This window comes from Sinomicrobium soli, from assembly GCF_003285545.1.
Lineage (GTDB): Bacteria > Bacteroidota > Bacteroidia > Flavobacteriales > Flavobacteriaceae > Sinomicrobium.
This window is the reverse complement of the sequence record NZ_QLNV01000008.1, coordinates 23,407-43,967: the sequence shown is the minus strand read 5'-3', so window position 1 is coordinate 43,967 and position 20,561 is coordinate 23,407. Positions and strand designations below refer to the sequence as shown.

Annotated in this window: 13 protein-coding genes, 1 tRNA gene and 1 other RNA gene; 5 read left to right on the top strand and 10 right to left on the bottom strand. The window is 46.8% G+C overall.

The features are described from left to right. Nucleotides 1-26: 26 nt before the first annotated feature. Genes DN748_RS11745 through DN748_RS11735 form a run of 3 tightly spaced genes read right to left on the bottom strand, consistent with a single transcriptional unit; the run spans nt 27 to nt 5,771 of the window. A complete protein-coding gene (locus DN748_RS11745) occupies nt 27-1,262 on the bottom strand; it encodes a hypothetical protein (RefSeq protein WP_112372025.1) in 1,236 nt (411 codons plus the stop codon). A 29-nt stretch (nt 1,263-1,291) separates the two neighbouring features. Beyond that, entirely contained in the window at nt 1,292-2,749 is a 1,458-nt protein-coding gene (locus tag DN748_RS11740) for a RagB/SusD family nutrient uptake outer membrane protein (RefSeq protein WP_112372024.1), read from the bottom strand. 13 nt (nt 2,750-2,762) lie between these two features. Then, a complete protein-coding gene (locus DN748_RS11735) occupies nt 2,763-5,771 on the bottom strand; it encodes a SusC/RagA family TonB-linked outer membrane protein (RefSeq protein WP_112372023.1) in 3,009 nt (1,002 codons plus the stop codon). 340 nt (nt 5,772-6,111) lie between these two features. Here DN748_RS11735 and DN748_RS11730 point away from each other — a divergent pair, with 340 nt between their 5' ends. After that, on the top strand, nt 6,112-10,053 hold the full coding sequence (locus DN748_RS11730) for a hybrid sensor histidine kinase/response regulator transcription factor (RefSeq protein WP_161554547.1): 3,942 nt from the start codon (nt 6,112-6,114) through the stop codon (nt 10,051-10,053). Between the two features lie 20 nt (nt 10,054-10,073). On the opposite strand, the gene DN748_RS11725 is transcribed toward DN748_RS11730, so the two are convergent. Further along, a complete protein-coding gene (locus DN748_RS11725) occupies nt 10,074-11,255 on the bottom strand; it encodes an alpha/beta hydrolase-fold protein (protein WP_112372021.1) in 1,182 nt (393 codons plus the stop codon). A gap of 222 nt (nt 11,256-11,477) precedes the next feature. Then, entirely contained in the window at nt 11,478-11,807 is a 330-nt protein-coding gene (locus DN748_RS11720; RefSeq protein ID WP_112372020.1) for a hypothetical protein, read from the bottom strand. A gap of 263 nt (nt 11,808-12,070) precedes the next feature. On the opposite strand from DN748_RS11720, the gene DN748_RS11715 reads away from it, so the two are divergent. Beyond that, complete coding sequence (locus DN748_RS11715; protein ID WP_112372019.1) at nt 12,071-12,751, top strand: 2'-5' RNA ligase family protein; 681 nt, start codon at nt 12,071-12,073, stop codon at nt 12,749-12,751. A gap of 129 nt (nt 12,752-12,880) precedes the next feature. On the opposite strand, the gene DN748_RS11710 is transcribed toward DN748_RS11715, so the two are convergent. From DN748_RS11710 to DN748_RS11695, 4 genes are all read right to left on the bottom strand, one after another. Then, a tRNA-Pro gene (locus tag DN748_RS11710) sits at nt 12,881-12,953 on the bottom strand. 225 nt (nt 12,954-13,178) lie between these two features. After that, on the bottom strand, nt 13,179-15,257 hold the full coding sequence (locus DN748_RS11705) for a M1 family metallopeptidase (RefSeq protein WP_112372018.1): 2,079 nt from the start codon (nt 15,255-15,257) through the stop codon (nt 13,179-13,181). 53 nt (nt 15,258-15,310) lie between these two features. Next, nucleotides 15,311-16,063 carry a peptidase associated/transthyretin-like domain-containing protein gene (locus DN748_RS11700; RefSeq protein ID WP_161554546.1) on the bottom strand — a complete coding sequence of 251 codons (753 nt, stop codon included), beginning with the start codon at nt 16,061-16,063 and terminating at the stop codon, nt 15,311-15,313. 57 nt (nt 16,064-16,120) lie between these two features. Then, on the bottom strand, nt 16,121-16,846 hold the full coding sequence (locus DN748_RS11695; protein WP_112372016.1) for a carboxypeptidase-like regulatory domain-containing protein: 726 nt from the start codon (nt 16,844-16,846) through the stop codon (nt 16,121-16,123). Nucleotides 16,847-17,000: 154 nt separating this feature from the next. Between DN748_RS11695 and pepE the strand changes: the two genes are divergently transcribed. After that, the gene (gene pepE / locus DN748_RS11690) at nt 17,001-17,744 is read left to right on the top strand and encodes a dipeptidase PepE (RefSeq protein ID WP_112372015.1); all 744 of its coding nucleotides are present in this window, start codon (nt 17,001-17,003) and stop codon (nt 17,742-17,744) included. A 138-nt stretch (nt 17,745-17,882) separates the two neighbouring features. On the opposite strand, the gene DN748_RS11685 is transcribed toward pepE, so the two are convergent. After that, complete coding sequence (locus tag DN748_RS11685; protein WP_112372014.1) at nt 17,883-18,917, bottom strand: glutaminyl-peptide cyclotransferase; 1,035 nt, start codon at nt 18,915-18,917, stop codon at nt 17,883-17,885. Between the two features lie 106 nt (nt 18,918-19,023). On the opposite strand from DN748_RS11685, the gene ffs reads away from it, so the two are divergent. Further along, an RNA gene (ffs, locus tag DN748_RS11680) (signal recognition particle sRNA small type) lies at nt 19,024-19,122 on the top strand. A gap of 109 nt (nt 19,123-19,231) precedes the next feature. Beyond that, nucleotides 19,232-20,476 (top strand): exonuclease SbcCD subunit D, encoded by a 1,245-nt coding sequence (locus DN748_RS11675; protein ID WP_112372013.1) that lies wholly within the window; start codon nt 19,232-19,234, stop codon nt 20,474-20,476. Nucleotides 20,477-20,561: the final 85 nt, after the last annotated feature.

Sequence of the window (20,561 nt, the reverse complement as noted above, 5' to 3'; positions counted from 1 at the left end):
AATGGTCTTTCCATGTCATCATACCATTATTGCTGTATCTTATAATCGAAGGTCATGGACCCTGACGGTTGTGCCACGAGATCTTTTACCAGGATCAGCCCGTATTTTCCTTCCGATGTCCTGAATCCTAAAATATCACCGGAAGACACCCCGGTAACCGCTTCTGCCGAAGGACCGCTCGCCTCGAATACGCTAATCATCAGTTCGTCATCCGCCATACTTTCAAATGCTTCTTCCGTAAGCAATCCAGGGGCTATTTTCCTTATTTCGGTAGCATTGCGTACGGTCCAGGAAGCGAGGTTGTCCCCTCCCCAGTTGGTGGTGTTGTAGATAAAAGTGGCGGCATTTTCATAGGAAGGTGAAAAAATGTTTATCCCCGATGAACTACTCCTGAATACCCCGAGATCTATGGAAGCGCTATTCACTTTCGCATCCGGGACCGCGTATATTTCATTGTCAGGTAAATTGGCAAAAGGACCGTAGGCCGTACTGGACTGCATTCCCAGGTGAACATCCTCATACGATATCACCGGTTTGGGTACCCGCAACCCGGTTACGGATACGGTAAACAGGGCTTCACGGACTTTCTGCTCCACATCGGTGACCCTGATGGTAAAGGTCATGTCTTCGCCGGCATCTTCTTCCAGGAATTCGTAACTGAAGGGATAGGCGATATGGAAAGGGTTTTCAAAATCTTCTACGCTAAGGTCTTCCAGCACCATATCTCCGGTGAAAGTTTCTACTTTTGCCAGTTCGTCTCCGGAATTAATAACGGCATCAAATTCAAGCATTTCCCCTACTTCCAGGGAGTCGGGAAGGTTTTCGGGAAGGTTGATAGCGATGATGACCGGTTCGGCCACCACAGAAACGGAATAGGGAGCAGCATAGGTATGCCCGGCCTTGTTATAGGCAACGATCACAAACTCCAGCTGCTTGCCGAGGTCTTCCCTTCCCGGAACAAAGGTAAAATTGTAAATGCCTTCATATTCATTGTCAAAGGCAAGCTGTTCACTGTTTTCCACAGCCTGAAAATCCATCCGGGTCTCCACTTTGGACAAGCCGGTTTCGGAAAACACTTCCGCACTGATCTCCAGCGGGTTGTCCGGATAGGCCGTAGACGGTAGCGAATCCGGCAACCGCACATAAAATTCCGGGTCCCCTATCTGGCTCAGCGACTCCTTGTCGTCGCACGCAAGCTGCATCAACACCGTAAGTAACAGCAGCAGCGGATAAGCAGATCTTATTGTTTTGATATTCATCATTTGAATTCGTTTTAGTCGGTTTGTGAATATTAGTACCCTTCGTTCTGGTCGAGCAGGTCGTTGAGCAGAAGTTCATCTGTCGGGATAGGAAATAATACATACCTGTCCTGTATATCTATGGTAGGGTCCTGGGCATTCATGGCTTCCAGCAGTTTTCCCCACCTGAGCAGGTCAAAACGCCTTTGTCCTTCAAAGGCAAATTCATGTCTCCGTTCCAGCATGATGCTATCCCTGAACTGTTCCTGGCTCAGCCCTGTCGTCAGATCGGCCGGAGACGGTGCCTGTACCGGGTAACCGAAGGCCCGCCGCCTTACCTGGTTAAATGCTTCATAGGCCTGCGGACTTCCCGCACTCAGTTCATTCTCTGCTTCGGCATACATCAGGAGGATATCGGCATATCGCAGGATGTAGTAGTTATTCCCGCCATCTTCCACCGTGATGGCATTGGGGTCGTGGTATTTATTCACGTAGTAGGGATACTGAATTGAGGAAGGTGCCGTGGGGATGTACAATACGTTAACTTCCCTTCTTTTATCTCCCGGAGCATAAGACAGGTAATGGTTTTCGGTAACGGGATTATCCCCGTACCCGGCAAAGCCTTCCGGACCGGGAGGCAAGACACTGGAAGGAGGTTTGAAAAACCCCTGGTAGGATGAACTCACGGTAGAACTCGTTCCCTGGGTATTGGTAAACTGTATCTCAAAAATAGACTCCCCGGTATTCTCATTGGCAATGTCGAACACCTCTTCATACTCAGGCCACAGGCTGTATATTTTAAGGTCCATAACGCTCCGGGCCTCCGCCGCTGCTTTCTGATAATCTTTCCGGGTCAGGTATACTTTTGCGAGCAGGGACATTGCTGCTCCCCGGGTAGGCCTCCCGTAGTCGGAAGGGCTGTACTGGGAAGGCAGGTGTTCTTTTCCGAACTGCAGATCGGCTTCTATCTGGTCGTAGACCTCTTCGACTTCCGACCTTGCCACATCCAGGTTTTCAAGCACCTCGGTAGGCGAAGTGAGCAGGGGAACTTTTCCGAACAGCCTTACCATGTTGAAATACATCAGGGCACGGAGAAAACGGGCTTCCCCCAGAAAGCGGTTTTTAACCTCCTCATCGAGCTCCATTCCGGGAATGTTCTTAATGACTATATTGGCCCGGTTGATATTCTTGTAATGGTTTTCCCAGAATCGGTAGACCAGGCCGGAGGAAGCGTCGAACTGGAATTTATCCATCTGCAGTTTATCCCCGTTGCTGGTATTGCGCCCGTATCCCCATTCGGCATCATCGGTTCCCTGCGACTGGACTACTTCCATGAACTGGTTGTACACATCGTGGGTCTGCAGGGCCGCATATATGGCATTTACCGTGGCCTGGGCATCTTTGGCCGATTTAAACAGGTTGTCGGAAGTATTTACCCCATCCGGTTCTATATCCAGTTTGGAACAACCGTACAAGACTATGACAAGAACGGTAAACAGTATTTTTTTCATAATTCTCTTGGTATTAGAAATTGATATTAACCCCGGTAGTGATAGTCATCGTATTAGGGTATGCACCGGAGTCGAAGCCCTGGTTGATATTGTCGGAACCATACCTGCTGACTTCCGGGTCGAGGCCGGTGTAGTTGGTCCAGGTCACCAGGTTTTGTGCATTGATGAAGATCCGTGCATTGCTGAGCCCGAGCCGGTCGATAATACCGGAAGGGATATTGTAGCCCAGCTGTAAAGTCTTAAGCCTTAAATAGGACCCATCTTCCACATAACGGTCATAAGATACATCCATGGGTTTGGTAGCCGTGGCCCTGGGAACATACGTATTCCTGTTGTCTGCAGTCCACCGGTCCATTACCGTGGTGCGCTGGTTCTGTAGTCCGGTAAGGTTTTCGAGAGTTCTCAGGTTGAGGTTATAGAGATCGTTCCCGTAGGAATACTGCAGCAGGCAGGTCAGCTCCCATCCTTTATAACTCAGGGTATTGGAAAAACCCCCGAAAAATTTCGGCTGGGCATTACCTATAATCTGCCGGTCGTTATCGTTGATCACCCCGTCCCCATTGTAATCTACATATCGCACATCTCCGGGCCGGGCCGTAGGCTGAGCCGAAGAAACCACTTCTTCCAGGCTCTGAAAAAGCCCTTCCGACTTATACCCGTAGAAGGTACCGAGGCTTTCACCCAAGCGGAGTATGGTAGGTGAAGACGAAGGAAGTATCTCTTCTTCCCCGCCCAGGTTGAGGATCTCATTCCTGTTGAAGGTAATGTTAAAACTACTGTTCCAGTTCAGTTTTTCGCCGTGAAAAGGAGTCGCATTGACCGTCAGTTCCACCCCCCGGTTCTCTATCGACCCGATATTCCTGGTCCCTTCGGTAAAACCCGAAGTGGCCGGCACCTGGACATTGAGCAGCAGATCGTTGGTCTTTTTGTAGTAAAGGTCGGTGACCAGCGTGAGATCGTTGTTGAAAAACCCGAGTTCCAGGCCTACGTCCAGCTGTTGCGTACGTTCCCATTTAAGGTTCCTGTTTCCCATCTGGTACGGGGTAATCCCGGATACGATCTGGTCGCCGATCACATACTGGGTCCCTCCCCACAGGTCGATCGCCGGGTAATTCCCGATCCCTTCCTGGTTTCCGGTGATCCCGTAGCTGGTTCTCACTTTCATGTCGCTGAACACATTGAGGTTTTCTATAAACGCTTCATCAATCGCTCTCCAGGAGAAGGCCGCAGAAGGAAAGAAACCGTACCTGTTATTCGAACCGAACCTCGACGACCCGTCGACCCTGCCGGTCAATGTCAGGAGGTAGCGGTCCCTGAAATTGTAATTCACCCTTCCGATATAACTGTGGATCACCCAGTTCGACGAAGAAGACGAGGGAAGTACTGCCGCCTCGGGATCGCCCAGTCCCAAAGAGTTGGTATTGGTGATGTCGTTTAAAAAACCGGTAGCCGAAGCTCCCAGGGATTCATACCGTGAACTCTGCTGGGTAAAACCTACAAGGACATCTATTTTGTGATCCTGAAAAGACCGTACGAAATTTGCGGTATTCTCATTCAGCCAGGTAATGGACCTCCCCGTAAAAACGGAGCCGTCCCCTCCTATCAATGCCCCGGTATATACCGTTTGCGGAAGGTACGTATCGTTCCTGTTATTGATATAATCCAGCCCCCAGCTGCTCTTGACCGTCAACCCTTCCATAAGCTCCACACTGACAAACAGGTTGCCTATGGCCCTGAAAGTCTTGGTCAGGTTTTTATAATCATTGAGCAGGGCTATGGGGTTATTGAAGCCAATACCGAGATTGTTGAACTGTGTATAGCTGCCATCCGGCTGTTTTACCGGCAGATTGGGAGGCAGGGTAAGCATGGAGAACAGGGAACCGTTATTGGCCCTGTTGGTCTGCACATAGCTGGCCGACAGGTTATTCCCTATTTTCACCTTATCGGATATGACCTGGTCCATATTCAGGCGGAACGAATAGCGTTCGAGATCTGAAGTTTTTATAATCCCTTCCTGCTTGAAATACCCGAACGATGCCATATAGGTGCTCCCTTCCTTTCCGCCGTTTGCAGACACATTCACATCGTGTACCGGGGCAAAATTGCGCAACATGGCGTCCTGCCAGTCGGTAGTTGCCGGGTGGAGTGCCGGGTCGTACAGTATGGGGCCGCCATCTGCAATACTGGCTTCATTGGCCAAAGTTTCAAACTGCTTTGCATTCAGCAGGTTATACCTTTTTGTTTCTTTCTGGATACCTGAATAATAATTTACATTCACTCTTCCTTTTCCCGATTTCCCTCTTTTGGTGGTAATCAATACTACCCCGTTCCCGCCCCGGGAACCGTAAATAGAGGTGGCAGATGCATCTTTCAGTATCTCAATAGATTCCACATCGCTCGGGTTAATGCTGTTAAGCGGGTTTAATGAAGCGGCATCACCGATATTTACCGTAATGGGCACACCATCGATCACATAAAGGGGTTCGTTACTACCGTTGATGGAGTTTCCTCCCCGTATCCTTATGGAAGCACCGGCACCGGGCATTCCCGAACTCTGTACAAAAGAAACTCCCGCAGCCCTGCCCTGCAGCACCTGGTCCACGCTCCGTACGGGAACGCCTTCCACATCTTTTGTACTGATGGAAGAAATTGCCCCGGTAACATCTCTCCTCCTCTGGGTACCGTAGCCCACCACTATAACCTCATCCAGTGCGGAGAGGTCTTCTTCCATACCGACATCCACCACTGTTTTGTTCCCTGCGGCAACACTCTGGCTTTTAAAACCCACGTAGCTGAACACCAATACAGGATTTTCCGTATGGACAGTGAGGCTGTATTTACCGTCGAAATCGGTCACGGTCCCTTCCGAGGTTCCCTGTATTACAATATTGACACCGGGCAAAGGTTCCCCGTCCTGTGAAGAAAATACGCTTCCACTGATCACGGTCTGCCCCGATAAGCCCGTACAGACCATAAAAGCCAGTAAAACTGGAAAATGAAATAAACAATTCCGGATTCTCATAAATGTTAAAGTTTAGTTCGTTAGCTAATCACCAGACAAAGAAACTTATTTGATGCGCAAAAAACCTTTAAAATAGACCCCAAAATCTTTAAAAAAACATCTATATCTACAATTTTTTAAGTTAATTTGACAATCAATCTCTATATTCGCGCTACTCGTCAATCACAATATAAAATCCGCTATGTTTGCATTACACTTTATTTATTATGAAAAATAAAAAGCGTTATAAATAATAAATCCCCAAAATAAACAGCGTTTACCCCGGGTCTTTGTAATAAAAAAATGTTAAATATCCTATAGTAGCTGAATCATGTCAAACGACAGGATGAATGATGTTTTTATGAAACGAATTTTTCTCATAGGCTCTCTTTTTCTCTTTTACGGCCTTCTGCCGCTCAGGGGTCAATCCGTAAAAAATTCATTCTCCCTGTCGGAACTGGATGGGTTGCCCCAAAACAAGGTCAAGGCCATTGCAAAGGACCAATACGGTTACCTGTGGATAGGGACCCAAAACAGCATTACCCGGTATGACGGAATAAATTTCAGGAACTACAACGATCTTGACGGCAAGGATATCAACAAGATACTGGTAGATGATAAAAACCGGGTATGGATCGGCTCGGGTGAAGGCATCTATGTACTGGACCGGGTAAAGGGTACCTTCCGGAACATTTTCGGGGGCAATGTCAAGGATATCATCGGGATTGACGGCGGAGCCATTTACTTCATTACCCCCAGCCACCTGTACAAGGTGAACCCCGACTATACGACCACCGCTTTTCAAACTGATTTCAGGGGAAACCTCAGAAAGATGGCCTATTACGGGGAACACTTTTTCCTCGGACTGGGAAACCAGCTGGGTCTGAGAATCTTCAAACCGGAACCGGGAAAGCTTGTCGAGACCAGAAGGGTCCTGCAGGGACAGGTGATAAACTGCCTGGAAGTTATCCGCAACGAGGTCCTCGCGGCCACCCCCGGTGGCAGGATATTCCGCTACGGGCCGGACGGACTGTCTGAAATAGACCTTCCCAATACCTATCCCATCAAGGATATCAAAGAGAACGGAACATCCGTACTGGTCGCTACCGACGGAAACGGGATTTTCGAACTCAACCGGGATTTTGTCCTGGGTAACCACCTGTTCAGTCATACGAACAATGAAGAGTTTATCGAGAGTAATAATATATATAATCTGCTTGTGCTAAACAACGGGGATTTCTGGGCCGGCACCTACGATTCCGGACTGGCTTACCTGAGCAGCCGGGAAACGTTTTTTAAGAATATTACCCGCGACAAGGGACTCGACCGGAAGCTCCCCCTGTCTACCCATGCTACGGCCTGCTATGAAGATTCGGAGCAGAACCTCTGGCTGGGTACCAATATGGGATTCCTGAAAATGAAGGGACAGGACCGGGTAGAATTTGCAATAGGCTATAACGATTGCATGACGTTGATGCACGGATCGAAAATACTGGCTATCGGTGAAGCCGGCTCGGGCGATATCTGGATAGGCACCTACGACGGGGGGCTGGGGCAGTTCTCCGGGGAAGGAAACCACATTTCCACCCTCTACCCCTTTACCAAAGGCATCATGAACGGGCAGAACATCAATTTCATAGACCAGGTTTCCCCTGATACTCTTGTCATAAATTCGATGTACAAGGGATTGGGGGTACTGGACCTGAAAACGCATGATTTTTCAAAAATTCCCATAGTCAGGGCTTCCGGAGATACGCTCTTCAATTACCAGTCGCAGGTAATAAGACAATACGAAAACCGTATTTATTCCTATGAATACAACGGCGATATTTACTACCTCGACAGCAAGGACAGGGTATTGCGCAGTTTCTACCGGCCGGAAAGCAAACTGAACGATTTTAGCTTTGACCCTGACGGTTCCCTGTGGCTGGCCACCAGGGGGCATGGCCTTGTGCATATCAACCGGGAGGGAAAACCGATACGGACCTATACCAATGAAAACGGGCTCAGTTCCAATTTTCTGCTCAGGATAGAAAAAGACGGAGAACAAAATCTCTGGATATCGAGTATTTCTGGTTTGTCCAGACTGAACAGGGACAATGGTATCGATACCTACGACCGCAACTTCGGGTTACCGGCCAATGAGTTTTCCCCCTTTGCTTCCGCTTTGCTCCAAAACGGAAAGCTACTGTTCGGAACCGTAAAGGGGTTTATCGAATTCGACCCGCTGAAGAAGCCGGAGATCACCGATCATTCCCGGGTGTTTATCTCCGATATAACCTTTCGCAACACCAGTATAAAAAAAGCCGGCGATTCCCTTTTAACACAGCCCCTCGAAACTACAGACCGTTTAAAACTCCCTTTTAAAAGGAATTCATTCACCATTCATTTTTTCAACGACAGTGAAACGCCGACAAAACACCATACCTTTCAATACCGGATGCTCGGCCTGCAGGAAAGCTGGACCACACTCGACAAGATCCCGCAGATAGCATATACCAACATGGCCCCCGGGGAATATACTTTCCAGGTGAAATCGGTAGATAAATTCAACAAGAGCAGTTCTCCTCCTACCAATCTCTCCATCATTATCACGCCTCCGTGGTATCAAAGTACATGGGCCTACATCACTTATTTCGTCCTGGCCGTATCGGGAATTTATGTGCTTAACCGTTTTTTGATGTACAGGGCAAGGGTTAAAAAGGAACTGGAGATATCGGAAATAAAGATCCAGGCCATGAAGGACCTGAACGAAAAAAAGCTGGAGTTCTTCACCAACATCTCCCACGATTTCAAAACTCCGCTGACCATGATCGCCGCCCCCCTGGAAAGACTGATGGAACAGGAGACAAATTCCGGAAATACCCGGGAAAACCTGAACCTTATAAAGCGAAATACGGACCGCCTGTACCACCTGATCATCGACCTCCTGGACTTCCGGAAGATCAACAGTGATCACAACCTTAAACTCGTCATCTCCAAAACCGACCTTACGCGGTTCAACGAGGATATTTACAGCTCCTTTCTCGAAAAGTGCAAACAGAAGTGTATTGATCTCTCCGTAGTGTCGCACAGCGAAAAGCCCGTGTACATCGATACGGAAAAGCTCAAACGTATACTTTGGAACCTCCTTTCAAATGCCGTAAAGTTTACCCCCGAAGGAGGGCAGGTCACACTTACTGTCGATGTTGACAGCTCGTTAAAAATTACGGTCTTTAACAGTGGTGAAGGGCTTTCGGAAGAAGAACTGGAACACCTGTTCGACCGGTACCAGTCCAGGTCAGATGCAGAGAACAGGCACGGCACCGGACTGGGGCTGTCTATCGTAAAAGGGCTGGTAGATGCGCACCGCGGAAGCCTGTCGGTTTCGTCAGAGCCGGGAAAGGGAACAGCATTTCACCTGGATATCCCCTGTAAAAAAAGTGACTTCAATCCGGAAGAGATCGTTTCCCGGAGTTACGGCAATTACAACTACCTCACCGAAGGCTCTGTGTCATATACCGACAGTAATACCCCGGTGACCAATACCAGAAACAACCTGCCTGCCATACTGGTTATCGAGGATGATACCGACATGAATACCTTCCTGGTACGGGAACTGTCTGCCCATTTTAAGGTACTGTCGGCCTTTAACGGCAAGGAAGGGTTTGAACTGGCCTACAGGAAAAACCCTGATCTTGTGATCAGCGATATCAAGATGCCGGTAATGGACGGCTATACCGTATGTGACAAGATCAAGGATACCCGGGCCACATCACACATCCCGGTCATTCTGCTTACTTCAAAGAATTCGCTTGACGAACAGGTAAAAGGAATGAAACACGGAGCGGATGCGTATGTTACCAAACCCTTTAAGTTCGAGTTTCTTACCGCTACGGTCAATTCCATCATCAGTAATAGGAAAAAACTGCGCAAAAAATTCCAGGGCCTCGATACGCTCGACGACGAACAAAACACGATCAGCCCGTATGACAAGGAATTCATAGAAACCCTTAACGGGTTTATAGAAAACAACCTGAGCATGCAGGAAATCTCGGTTAAAGTTCTGGCGGAAGAGCTGAATTGCAGTAAAACGACCTTAACCCGGAAAACCAAGGCCCTAACCGGCCTCACTCCCATGTCTTATATCAGGAGATATAAACTGAACATCGCATACGAACTGATCGTCAGGGAAAACCTTCCCGTTAACGACGTCTCCTATAAAATCGGATTTTCCGACCCTAACTACTTTTCTACCTGTTTTAAAAAACAGTTCGGAACGAGTCCGTCGACAGTTAATAAGGAGGTGAAAGAAGGGTTTTGAACCCTGCTTTGCAGATCACTTTAATCTTTACGTTTTTCATCGCCGTTTGCTTTAAGTTTTTCCAGCATTTCTCTTCCTCCTTCATTATCAGGATTTAAAGCTATTGATTTCTCATAATTTTCTATGGCCAGTTGTCTTTTGCCTTTTTTCATATACGCTTCGCCCATGCTATCATAAGCATTCCATGAACCGGGATAGTTTTTTACATTCTGCTCGAATATTTTAATAGCGTCATCTATATTATTCGATCTAAGTTGTTTATAACCATAGTTATTCATAAGATCTTCTCCAGGTACAATAGTATAGCCAAACTCTTCGGACAATTTATCAAAATGTGACCGGATTTCATCATAGGTCATATTTGCTGTGCTGTAATTATCTATGAACCAATCTCTATAGATAAATTTAAGGGCATCAAACATGCTTTTATAAGTCACCGAAAAATGATTTTCGTCTTCATATTTTTTAAATTCCCAATCCATACTTTTAGATGTAAACTTTGTCAATTGCCCGACAACGGCATCAACCGCCTGAGTATTTTCATTTCCAATGGAGATAAAAAATTTATCCTGAAAATTCTGATGACCTTTTAAAAACGATTTAAAATCATCAAGGATTTTTGTATTTCCGCCATCAATATCAATGGCCGGGCTCATGAGTATTGTTGCATTAAACAAATCAGGGCTTGTTGTCTTTGTATATAAACTAAAAAGCCCGGCCAAGGAATGCCCCGCTAAAACTCGATAAGGAGCAGTCCTGTAATTAGTATCGACATAGGGAACAAGTTCATTCTGTATAAATTGCAGGAAGTTATATCCGCCGTCAGTATCTGATGTTCTCGATTGGCCTGTTTTTCCAGTGAATAACTGAACAGGTGTAAAGTCTCTTCCCCGGTTAACATTGGGAATGGCAACCACTATCATCTCAGAAATCCTATTCCTATCGTAAGCTGAAAGATAGTCCACAAGGTCGGAAACATATTTAAAATGCCCCTCACCATCCAATAAATAGAGTACAGGATAGGTTTTTTTGGTTGAATCGTAATCAGCGGGTAGATGCATCCATATACTTCTCGGTTCGTTAAGCTCTTTTGAGCGTATCAGGAAGGCTTTATCATTATTTACCGGAATACTGTCTAATTGAGAGTAGGTCATAAAAGGTAAAAGCATGGCAAGAAGAAAGTAATAAATTTTTATTGGCATAATCAGATGATTTTCATATTCTTTAACAGGTTTTTTAATTCGTTAAGGTCACCCCGAAACCTACTTAATTCAGTCTGAAACAGCAATTCCCATAATATATCCTATATGATTACTAATTTAACCAAAAAAGGGAAAATCTCTTGCTGTTTTCCCCGATGGTGATATTCTTTTTCCGCGTCATGGTTTTGTTTTTGCCATACCGCAGATTCCAGCACCACAGATTCACTCCCCGCAAATGGGGAAGTTGTTTATTTTTATTACACCTTTTTGGTCGTGAGGTCCGGGGTCCGCAACCAAAGTTACCCAACGACGTCGGCTGGGGTGCCCTGTTGCTTTTTCGTCTGTTTCTGGGCCCTGTCTGATAAAGAAACGTAAAAATGTAAATTGGTCATTAATATTGGCAGGGTCAATAAAACCAAAAGCGTGATTTCCATAGACATGTTTTACTTCTTCTTCTATCTTATAAAATCCTTTATATCCGATAATACCGAGGCAAAACAGGTCTATATCGATGGACTCGCGGTGATTAATTGGTACCTCCTGCCAAGGCAAAATCCTCCAGGCTTTTAAGGGATTGTAATGCTCAGATTGTTTTTAATAATGCAAAAGAAACCGCTTTTTTCATAAAGCATATCTAAAAAAGCTCCGTATGGTAACGTCGGGCAACCAGTAATGGAGAAAAGATATTGCAACCGGAAGCTGATATCAGTTCTTACCCGAAAATTCGTAACTTTAAGACCATAACAGCCATTTAACTGTTTATAAACAGCACCATTGAGCTACCATCCGGATACTGTACAGATATTGATGAATCTATGAATTTAAAGGAACACTACAGGAAATTATATAATGAATCAATCCACAAAATTTTATCTGACGGATACAAAACTGACGATTTGATAGACTCAAAATCTGACCGAAGATTTGGAATAACCCTTCTTATCAGGCCACCGGATAAAACAAAAGACAATATTCAAAAATTATTGAACGAACTAAAAATAGCTGAACCCGATCAGTATTATTATCCAAATTCCGACATTCATATTACAGTTATGTCTATAATATCCTGTTACGATGGTTTTGATATTAAAAAAATAGAATTACCAAGATACATCGAACTAATAAAAAAGTGCTTACCGGATAATAAAAACCTTAAGATTCAATTTAAGGGCTTGACTGCATCCGATTCTTGCATTATGCTACAAGGATTCACTAATAATGACTCACTGAACGAAATCAGAAACAATTTAAGGGCCGAATTCAAAAACACTACTCTCGAACAGAGTTTAGATAAAAGATACCCTATCCAAACTGCACATTCAACAATTGTACGATTTAGAAAACATTTTCAAAAAAAAGACCTTTTTTTAAAAATAATAGACAGATATGTTGACCGTGATTTTGGCTCTTTTGAAGTAAAAAAATTAGAACTCGTTTATAATGATTGGTATCAAAGAAAAGAATCTGTAAAAAAACTATACGAATTTGAAATATAGACCCAAACGGATTTTCCTTCCGAACCAAAAGAATCAACAAAGTAGTGGAATTTATCTACTACATTAACAAGGAAATAGACCCAAACAAAAACGGAACAAAAAAGATTTTTTCTTCTTTGTTCCGTCAAGTCGGGGTGACTGGACTCGAACCAGCGACCACACGCACCCCATGCGTGTACGCTACCAACTGCGCCACACCCCGATTGCCCTGTGGCTGAACAATTCTGAAAAGCCTTGTGCTTTCCGGAATTCTGCGCGAATATACAGAAAAATTATAAAGTGAAAGCACAAACGGGAAACAAAAATTCGAGCTTTTATTTACCTTACTGATTGTGTGAGTTTTCAAAAAACAGGGCAGCCGTAAATTACCGCCTGCCCTGCTCTGTTTCTTTTACTATTACTGTTTCTCCCCGAAACAGCCAGACTTCTACCTGGCTTCCCTCCGGGGCCAGTAATTATTGGTAAGATCCGTGTCTGCAGTTTCCTGTTTCGGGTCTATTGCAATACCGGTCAGTTCCTTTTCGGAAGCGATGATCCGGGTTACCTCCTTATCATTCCTGCGCCACAGTTCTACCGGGTATTTTACGGTTTCCCTGCTTCCGTCCGCATAGGAATATTCCACGATAAGGGGCATCGGCATCCCTCCGGGCTTTTCAAAAGTAAGTTCGTAGAAATACCGGGGCATACCGGTAATATTATCCGCTTTCATGGTTTCCCTAACCTTTTCGGGGACTTCGGAGGAAATATTGAACTTTTTCACGTCCTTTATCCCCATATCCACCCAATCGGTGGTATAAAACCAGCCCCTCCAGAACCAGTCGAGTTCCACTCCGGAGGCGTCTTCCATGGTGCGGAAAAAATCTTCCGGTGTGGGGTGTTTGAACATCCATCGCCGGGCATAGGTACTGAAGGCATAATCGAACAATTCATGTCCCATCACCGTTTCACGGAGCATATTGAGCCCGGTGGCCACCTTTCCATAAGCGTTATTTCCCAGCTGGTACACGTTTTCGGGATTGCTCATAATGGGGGCTATAAAATCCTGGTCGCCCTTCATATAATCTACTATCCCGGAAGGGTTTCCCCTCCTGGAGGGGTAATTATCCTCAAAGGCCTGTTCGGTAAGGAACTGAAGGAAGGAATTCAACCCTTCATCCATCCAGCCCCATTGCCGTTCGTCCGAATTGACGATCATCGGGAAAAAGTTATGCCCTACCTCGTGAATGATCACACTGATCATTCCGTATTTAACCCGGTCGGAATAGGTACCGTCTGCCTCCGGGCGTCCGTGGTTCCAGCAGATCATCGGGTATTCCATTCCCTGATCCTTTGCGTGAACGGATACGGCCTTCGGGTAGGGGTATTCAAAAGTATAGCCGGAATACGACTTCAGGGTATGCGCCACGACCCGGGTGGAATACGCTTCCCAGAGCGGATTTCCCTCCCTGGGGTATAAAGACTGGGCCATGACGGTCTTCCCCCCTATCGCTACGGCCATGGCATCCAGTATAAACTTCCTGGAGGTGGCGAAGGCAAAATCGCGCACATTTTCCGCCTTGAATTTCCAGGTGCTTTTCTTGTCGGAAAATCCTTTTTCCCTGACTTCTGCTTCCTCCTGGGTAGCGATGACAACAGGCCGGTCGAAAGACTTTGCTGCTTTTTCATACCGCTGTATCATGGCTTTGGAGTATACATCCTTACGGTTTTGCAGTGTTCCCGTGGCATCCATAACATGATCGGACGGTACGGTGATGTTTACTTCGTAGTTCCCGAAAGGAAGCGCGTATTCCCCGTCGCCCCAGAACTGGTAGTTCTGCCAGCCTTCCACATCGTCATATACAGCCATTCTCGGGAAAAACTGGGCTATGACATACGCCCTGTTACCGTCCTTTTCAAAATATTCATATCCGCTGCGGGCGCCATCAATGGTATGGTCATTGATATTATACCACCATTTTATGGAGAAAGACATCTTTTCCCCGGGCAGCAAGGGTTCCGGGATATCTATGCGCATCATGGTAAAATTGATGGTATAGGGAAGGGCCTTTCCCCCTGTATCCTTCACGTGTTCAATACGGAATCCGCCGTCAAAAGGTGCCTTCATGTGGTTGGCCACAAATTCTTCTTCCTTCTGAACGGGGGGTATATGCTCCGGGTCCCGGAGCAGGGCAGGTGAATCTTCTGAACGGATATTCTGATCGAGTTGTACCCAGAGATATTCCAGGGCATCCGGAGAGTTATTGGTATACGTAATGGTCTCTTCGCCATAGAGTCTCTTATCCCGGTCGTCCAGCTCTATGTCCATTTTATAGTCGGCCCTTTGCTGATAATAGGCGGAACCGGGCGCCCCGGCAGCGGTACGGTACCTGTTGGGGGTGGCGAATTCCCGGTACATCTGCCGGAATTTATTGGTGTTTTCATGCCCCTTTTCCGGTTTTTCCTGGGCGAAAACGCCGCTAACCAGCAGGGAGACAAAGCAGTACATAAACAATCTGTAAACGGTCATCGGTATAAATGGTGTTAGTGAATGAAACAATTTGCAAGTTAACCAAATATAACCTAATCAGCATCCGCTTCCTGATCTTCCAGGTATTTTTCCGCATATATCCGCAGGGAATCGGTAACTGCCATGATATCGGGGTTATCCTTCAGGTAACCGAATACGGGGCGTGCCTGGCAATAAAAGAGAAAATCGCTGATATGCACTTCGGGAATTCCCATTTCGTCAAAAAAGTGATCTCCTACCCGTTGCCGTATTTCCTCCATTGCCTTGTTTTCCCTTTCCAGCCGCACATACTTTTTCAGCCGCTTCGTACGGCCGGTAATGGCATTTATAACCGGGTTCAAAGGGATAAACCCGCCCCCGGTGGTCGCTTCCAGCAGCTTGCGTTCCGTTTTGGGGAGGGGTACCTTATGGGCATTGGGCAATCCGAGGGAGAAAGAGGTTACGCTATCCGTTTTTATACGCCTCATGTCGGTAGTGAGGTTTCCGGTCAGGTTCCTGAGCACCACTTCATCCAGTTCCGTAACCTTTTCGCGCAGGTACACGGTAAAATCCGGGTTGGTCAGCATATCTGCAGTAACGACAATGGTTTCCCTGTAAAACTGTACCCCGGAAAACACTACGGAATCTCCCTCCGAGGCAGGAATTTCAAACCGTCCGTTGGCATCGGTGATCGTAGCTTTATGCCGTGAGGTGTTCAACACATGTATGGCAGAAGTCTCAGACGACAAGGAGCTCACCGCTCCCCTCAGCCTGTCTTGCGCCTGCGACCGTACACCGTACAGGCACAGGGAACACAGCATCAACAAATACCTATTTTTACGGTTATATCGCAACGGCCATCGAAATTTTGATACCTTCCGGGATTACTCTTTAAGCGTTTCCCGGTAAGATTCACTTTCCTGTACCAGGAGGTCGATAAGTTCAAATTCGTTTTCTTTCCGGAGCAGGGACTGCCTCGGTATCCTGTCGTCGAGGTAGAAGAGGAAATCATCTATTTTATCCTCGGGTATTTTCAGGTCGAGCACAAAAAACTCATCGTCATAAACTTGCCGGAGTACCTCGCTGACCCTAAGCTGTAGTTGTTGGTCTTCTTCTTTATCCTTGACGAAAAGGGCTTTGAAGATATTGACAAAATTAATCCCGTTCTGCAACCGTTTTTCAGGAGTCGCCATGTTCTGTGCTTCCGTGGAATAGTCGTCGGCATAATCAAACTGTTTGAATTCCTCTCCTTTAAGCTCGAGAAATTTCTCTTCATTATCAGGAGTTACCACCACTTCATCCAGGGCATTTACCCGTTCGTTTACCTCGACGACCAGGCGGTTATTGTCCAGTATCCCCTCAGTAATCTCTACCGTTTTCAGCCTGTAATTCACCGCAGAGAACGCCAGGTGGTCGCCTTGCTGTACATAGATCTCGAATTCACCGTCCTTATTTGTTATCGTGGCTTTTTCCGTATCTATGTTAATGACATTCTGATTGGGTACACCGGAATTCCTGTAGATCACTTTTCCGCGGAGTATGGTTCTGCCGTCCTGGGCACCGGCAATCAGGACACACAGGAACAGAAGGGTACATAGTATTTTTTGCATGGAGCTTTTTTTGTTTTTACTTTAGCTTTTAATATACGGTAGTGAATGCCATATAACGAAACACAAGATTACCGTAAAAAAAACACTGTGGCAATTAAATTTTTGTTAAATGCCCCGGTGTCCATTTAAAGTTACAAAAAATACCCGTCAGTAGATGAACCGACCACAGACAAATCGCAGAAAATTAATTATCGCCAGTACCTCAACAGTTCACGGAAGCCCTTATTTATCTTACATCTTACCGCGATTGCAAACTTTTTTCGCCGGTACGGACGAGATTATTTTCATTCCCTATGCCCGTCCGGGAGGGATGACGCACGATGCCTATACCGAAACCGCTGCCGGGGGACTGGGAGAGATAGGCAAAAAAGTCATCGGGTTACATACTTTTTCCGATCCCGTCCGGGCTATCCGGAATGCCAGGGCGGTGTTTACCGGGGGAGGGAACACCTTTTTACTCGTAAAGCAGCTGTATGAAAACGGGATTGTACAGCCACTCAGGGAGGCTGTATTCGGCGGGCTGCCCTATTTCGGTACCAGTGCCGGGGCCAATATCACCGGGCTGACCATGCAGACCACCAACGACATGCCCATTGTTTATCCCCCTTCCTTCGATACGCTCGGGGCGGTTTCCTTCAATATCAACCCGCATTACCTCGACCCCGATACCCGAAGTACGCATATGGGGGAAACACGGGAAACGCGCATCAGGGAATTTCACAAGATCAATCCACAGGCTGTAGTAGGATTGCGGGAAGGCAGCTGGCTCCATGTATCGGGAGAGCATATTACCCTCGAGGGCGAATTACCGGCCAGGGTATTTGAACAGGGAAAGGAGGCTTATGAACTGCCGGAAGGATCGCAGCTATCCTTTCTTGAACATGAGATAATGGGGTAATGTGATAATTTGATAATGTGACAATGTGCCAATTTGATAATATGTGATAATGTGGCAATGCAATGGGATAATGGGTTATGCGGGAATAATAAAGGACGGTAATAATGCACGTTGGCCAAAACATGCCGTAAATACCGTTTATTTTCCTTTCGGGACGATTTTCACTTCGAAGATCTTGTCCCAGTTCTTTCCCGTGACGAAAAAAGTATCGCGTTCCGGAAAATGGGCGATACCGTTCAGCACATCGAGATCGGGTTTCTGGGTCACCTTGTCCTTCAGTCCGCGAAGGTCGACAACCCCCTCTATAATCCCGTTTTCGGGATTGATGATCATTACGCCGTCTTTCTGCCAGGTGTTGGCATATATCCTGTCATGGGCATATTCCAGCTCGTTGGCCATCGAGAATACCGAAGTATTGGTTACCGTTTCTATATGCCCCTTTTCCTCCAGGGTCTCCGGGTCCAGGATCCAGATCTTCGAGGTACCATCACTTTTAAAAATACGGGTACCGTCATTACACAATCCCCAGCCTTCCTTGCTGTTCCCATAGTCAAATTCGCTGAGCAGGTTAAAATCCATGTCGTAAACCAGTCCCTTGCCGGCCTGCCAGGTAAGCTGGTAGATCCTGTCGTTCATGATCGTAAGCCCCTCTCCGAACAACGTTTGTTCCAAGGGCTTCTTTTTCCATACCTTACCCGTGGCATAATCTGTTTTGCGAAGGGAAGAATGCCCGCGCCTTCCCGTACTTTCATAAAGGGTGTCCCGGTAGAACTCCAGCCCCTGCGTAAAGGCCTCTCCGTCGTGAGGGTATTCCTTTATAATTTCATAGGTATACAATTCCGGTTCCCTGTCGGCCAGAATGGTTATGGGTACCGATATCTTATCGGAAGAATCCCCGTAATATACCGTTGCTTCGAGCTCCTGGTGCCCCAGCGGGGCGTTCTTCAGGGTAAGCCCGCCGTTTTCCTGTTTCAGGGAAACACCGTTTATGACATAAGCCACCGAATCGATGGCAATATCTTTTTTAGATGATACTTTTACCTGTACAGGCTTGTTGTACGACACTTTTTCCCCGCCTTCCAGTGTCACGGAAAAACGCCTTGACGAAGCGTGTTCGCCGTTACAGGCTACAAAAAAACAGAGCAGGATATTGATGTTAAACCACTTAAGCATTACTCGTGATATTTGAGAAACTGTCCAATTGAAAGTGCCAATTTATTCAATAAAATTAAAACGGGAAAACCTTTTGGAAAATATAAAAAAGTAATAACTTTGCACCCGGCAAGTCCTACACGACCAGCTCCTGCAGAATCCCCCAGGGTGGGAACGCAGCAAGGGTATGCGGTCGTAGCGGTGCGATGTAGGTAGCTTGCCTTTTTTTGTACCCTGAAGTCACCCTTCTTTACCCGTTGCTTTTTCCTGGCAAAACAGCTATCTTGCATCGATCGTCAGGTAGCAAAAACCATCAATATAAATCTCCCGATGTCATGAAGATCCTCCATACTGCCGACTGGCATATCGGCCAGCTTTTTCACGAGTACGACCGGACCTGCGAACACCGGGAATTCCTGGAATGGCTGGAAAACACGCTACAGGAAGAACAGGTAGACGTATTGCTGGTAAGCGGGGATGTTTTTGACCTGGCCAATCCTTCCGCCGCTTCGGTAAGGCTGTTCTATAACTTTCTCCGCCGTGCCACTACAGCTTGCCCCGATCTTCAGGTGATCATCACGGCGGGCAATCACGATTCTGCTTCCCGGCTGGAATCCCCGAAACCACTGCTGGAATCTTCCAATATCCATATTACGGGAATCGTAGAAAAAAAGGATGACGGCACTATCGATTACGACAAGCTGCTCATCCCCATACAGGGAAAAACCGGGAAAACGGAAGCCTGGTGCATGGCTGTTCCCTTTTTGCGTATGGGAGATTATCCCCAGGTACCGGACAGCGACAATCCCTACACCGACGGGGTCGCAGCACTGTATGCGGCACTTTACGAGCACCTGTTGCGGTTTAAGCAGCCGGAACAGCCCGTTATCGCCATGGGGCATCTTCACGCACGCCAGGCCGAGATCAGTGATATGGACAAAGCCGAACGGCTTATCATGGGCGGGGTGGAATGTGTATCGGCTTCAGCCTTTCACAAGGATATCTGTTATGTGGCCCTCGGGCATATCCACAAAGCCCAGCGGATCGGGGGCAAAGATCATATCAGGTATAGCGGAAGCCCGCTTCCCATGTCGTTTTCCGAGATAACATACAGGCACCAGGTCGTTCTTTTCGACCTGGAAAACCATACTGCCGTAAATATCCGCAGCCTGGAAGTTCCCGTATCGGTACCGCTTAAAAGGATTCCTCCTGCCCCGGAAAAACTGGAAGAGGTATTAAAAGCCATCTCAAAACTGCCGGATATCTCCGGGAGCGATGCCCCTCCCCCCTATCTGGAAGTAAGGGTGTTGCTCGAAGGGCCGGAACCCTCCCTCCGCCACCGCATCGAAACCGCCCTCAGGGACAAGGACGTACGCCTTACCAGGATCGATGTACGTTATACGGTGACGAACACCGCCGGTAACGATACGGTAACCAACCCGGACCAGTTAAAGGAACTACAACCTCTCGAAGTCCTGGAAAAGGTATATCACTCCAGGTACGGCAATGCCCTCCCCGAAGAACTCCGGGAACTGTTTCACCGGGTAAACGGGGAACTGCCGGAACAAGATGGCCATTAGCCCTGATAAATCATTGTTTAATCACTGGTTATCTGATTATTGATCTCGTGTATGTTGCCTGAATAACTTAATAACCGAATATCTA